The organism is Microcoleus sp. B4-D4, from assembly GCF_036705185.1.
Classification (GTDB): Bacteria; Cyanobacteriota; Cyanobacteriia; order Cyanobacteriales; family Microcoleaceae; genus Microcoleus.
Map to the genome: position 1 here is coordinate 1 of NZ_JAUBTX010000101.1, position 3684 is coordinate 3684.

At 44.2% G+C, this 3684-nt stretch carries 2 protein-coding genes and 1 tRNA gene; 1 reads left to right on the forward strand and 2 read right to left on the reverse strand.

Annotated features, from left to right (window positions below):
* Positions 1-442: 442 nt before the first annotated feature.
* Complete coding sequence (locus QUB13_RS30200; protein WP_333388721.1) at positions 443-3070, reverse strand: phospholipid carrier-dependent glycosyltransferase; 2628 nt, start codon at positions 3068-3070, stop codon at positions 443-445.
* 133 nt (positions 3071-3203) lie between these two features.
* Here QUB13_RS30200 and QUB13_RS30205 point away from each other — a divergent pair.
* A tRNA-Phe gene (locus tag QUB13_RS30205) sits at positions 3204-3276 on the forward strand.
* Positions 3277-3447: 171 nt separating this feature from the next.
* Here QUB13_RS30205 and QUB13_RS30210 read toward each other — a convergent pair.
* Positions 3448-3684, reverse strand: a 237-nt coding sequence (locus QUB13_RS30210) for a hypothetical protein (protein ID WP_333388724.1), incomplete at its 5' end; no start/stop codon positions are given.

Genomic DNA, 3684 nt, shown 5'->3' on the forward strand with positions numbered 1-3684 from the left:
ATTGGTTATTGGTTATTGGTTATTGGTTATTGGTTATTGGTTATTGGTTATTGGTTATTGGTTATTGGTTATTGGTTGTTGGTTGTTGGTTGTTGGTTATTGGTTGTTGGTCATATCGTTTCCGATAGCATCGGAATTATATAGCAATCCTAAATTATTTGTGAATTTCTTACTCCCTCCCCTTACTAAGGGGAGGGTTGGGGTGGGGTAAAAATATTTAAGACTCCTGCAAGGATTGCTATATATTTTAATCATTGATAGTGCGAGAGTCCCCGCTCGCTATCGACTTCGCGAGCGAGGACGCTCGCGCTATATAATTCCAATGCTACCGGATTTGATATCATTAGCAAGAAGGAAGAAGGAAGTTAGTAGGGCGAAGTACACCGCACTTTGCTGCTATAAATAGCGCGTGTAACCACATTTTTGGTATTCCTAATAATTGTTAAATTTTCAACTGTTTGAGGAATTGCAAATCTTGCCACGCTTGGATGAGATTGCCTTGCATTAGAGCGGCTAAACCGTTTAAAACTCTAATTTCCGGTAAGTTGGGGTTGAGGGCGAGAGCAGGTTTTAAGGCTGTTTGAGCGGCTTTGGGATGCCATCCGTAAAGCTGGACGAAGGCGAGATAAGCATAAGCATAAGGGTTTTGAGAATCGAGTTTGGTAACTTTTTCTAAGGCTGCGATCGCACTTTTGACATTTTGCTGCAATACCCTAGAAAATGCCAAAGCATAAGCGAATTCTAGATTGTTAGGTTCTTGCTTCAACCTATATTCTAGTGCTTGTTCCGCTTGCACTGTATAATCTTGAGTTGGATCGTACTGATTAATGCGTCCAATCTGCTCGAATATGGGTTCTAAACTGGTTAACCCTTTCGGTAAATTAACTGCCATCGCCCGCAATTGAGTCACTAAATCTAATTCCGGCTTGTCCTCGTTATCGGGAAGAGTCTGGACTATTTTCAACTTTTGATCGTTTTTGTTCCCCGGAATGGTTTGGGAACGCATCTTTAGAGGGTCTGTATCGATTTTAAGTGTTACTGGTGGCACCTCGATCGGATAAGTTTCGCCGGTTTTTCGGTTCAGATAAGTAGCTTGCAGGTTGTAACTTCCCGGTGCAATATTAGCAGGAGTTAGCATCGCCGTGCGATCGACAACTCGAAACCCGACTGCAAATTTATCTGCTTGCAGAATTCCCGGATGTAAAGTTCCTTGGGCGATCGCGCGATCGTGTAAAATCCTTAAAGCTTGTCCCGACTCTAGGATATCACTAGCTAGCCGATGTTTCCACGTTACCAACACTAAACCAGACTGCAACTGCTGCCAAGGCCCAGACCAAATATAAGTAACCGGCAGCGCGACTCCGGGAATCGCTTTTCCAGTAACAGTAACTTGCTCTAATTGTACTTGCGATCGTGCTTCATTCAACGGCTGTATTTCAACAGGCTGCCGTCGCTTGCGGTAAAGATTTAGATTAGTATTGTCAGGCAAAAACCAAGCTTTTTCTAACTGAAAATCTTCCCCTTTTTCAATGGCAGCTACCGCTGCATTTTGAGCTTTTTTAATTTTTTCGCGAATCGAACCTTGCGGGCCTGTTTTGGTGACAAACCAAGAAAGCGATCGCACATCTTGCGGCACTTCTTTTAAATTAGTTCCCACCTGCCGCCCGTACACCTGAAAATTCGCCAAAGCACCGTAATAATTCAAATTGTGCTGATTAATTTCCGGCGTGGAAGGCAACACGCCTAAAGTAGATTGCAAATAAGGTTCCGCAGCAATAATTTCTGCAATTACCTCTCGATGCGGCCACTCTTTCCCCAAGAAAGGATAGTTAGAATTACCGGGACTGACAAGTTGAACTAAGCTATGTCCAAAAGCACCGCCCAGCGGCCACATATGCAGCATCATCATCAAAATTGCCAAACCAATTGTCCCCCAGCGAATTTGTCGCCCCCAGCGCGGAGGCCACAGCGTTAAACAGTAGGCTAATAAAATAGATAATACTGGCAAATAAGGTATCACATATCTGTCGTCTTTGTTAATATTTAGAGAATTAATTAAATAAGCTCCCACCCAAAAAACAGCCAGCCACCGACAGGAGTTGAGGTGAAAGATTGACGAACTATTTGGTCTTCGGAGCCAATAAAGTATCAATCCAACTAAGGGAATCAGTAACAAAGGCCAAGAAAGCTGTTCGGGTAAGTGCTGAATGTAGTAAATCCAAGCGTCGATCGTATTGAGGGCTGGATCTCCTTCGGCGATCGCAGAATCCAGCGTTGCCCGTTTTCCCCCGGTCAAAATTAACAGCCAATTGGTTTTTGCCCAGGGCCCAAACACTGCCACCGACAGCAACAAAGCACCAGCTAATTGACCTAATCTTCCCCAAGCTTTTTGCCGCAAAGCACCCGCAGCTAACCAGACTATCGGGGTAAACAGAAATAAGACTGTAGTGTGTTTAACTAATATTGATAAGCCGAGAGAAATTCCAAAGGCGATCGCCCAAAAGAAAGACGATGCAGAAAGGCGTAAATGCGGAAAATCTTCCGGCTTGCTGCTTGCTGCTTCCTGCTTCCACATTGTCAAACAATAGAAAGCCAAAGTAATCGCAGCAGCGAGGGGATAGTCGAGCAAAAATTGCAAGCGGAACCGATAAAGTCCCGGTAACAAAACGCAAATTGCAGCGGCCCACAAACCGACTTGTCTGTTGAATAATTTGACGCCCAGACTGTAGACTGAGGCGAGGAGAATTGCACTAAATAGTAAATGAACGAGGGTTGCCCGATCGCCCCCAGCACCGAAAACATTAAAAAACGGTACCGTTAAGATGTACGTCAAGGGTGGAATTTTTGTCGAAAGCAGCCAGAAGTTTGTCCACCAATCCCCCGAAAACCACTGAGGATGCTGCAGCGCCTGCCAGTAATTCAGCGTGCTCGTGAGGTATTCTGCCTGATCCCACGCGGGTACAGAGCGATCGAAGGCAAACCAGAGGCGATCGCTAATTGCCCCCAACAGCCAAATTGTCCCCAAGACAAGCAGACTGTTGCCCCCGCTAGCCCGATGTTGCTGTGCCATTGCGATTTTTGGATTTTAGGTTGCAGCTTTTAGCTTACAGGCGGGCGGTTCCGGGCGAGCTAAAAATTAGTTGAGAAAAGTGCTTGCTAAATTGTGTATGTGTCTGCTAGGATAGTAAAGCGCGAAAAAACAAGCCGGGATAGCTCAGTTGGTAGAGCAGTGGACTGAAAATCCACGTGTCACGAGTTCAAGTCTCGTTCCTGGCATAGCTTTCTAAAACATACATTTACGGTATCTAGGATTTTAACTCAATCCTAGATTTGTTGTTTCCACTCATTGTTCGCTGAGCTCGTCTTCAGTGTAGCCAAAAAAAGAGGGAGCATCTGGGGCTTTGTAAAAAGCATTTTTTTATTTTAAATAAATTCATCTAACTAAACCTATGAGGGCGATCGCTCAAAGGCCTGCTTTGTATCTATTTTTGCTTCTTCCTCCTGCATCCTGCCTTTTTCCAAATGACCAAATGACCAAATGACTGTTGACTGTTGACTGTTAACTGTTGACTGTTGACTGTTGACTGTTAACAAAGAACCAATAACAAATAACCAATAACCAATAACCAATAACCAATAACCAATAACCAATAACCAATAACCAATAACCAATAACCAATAACC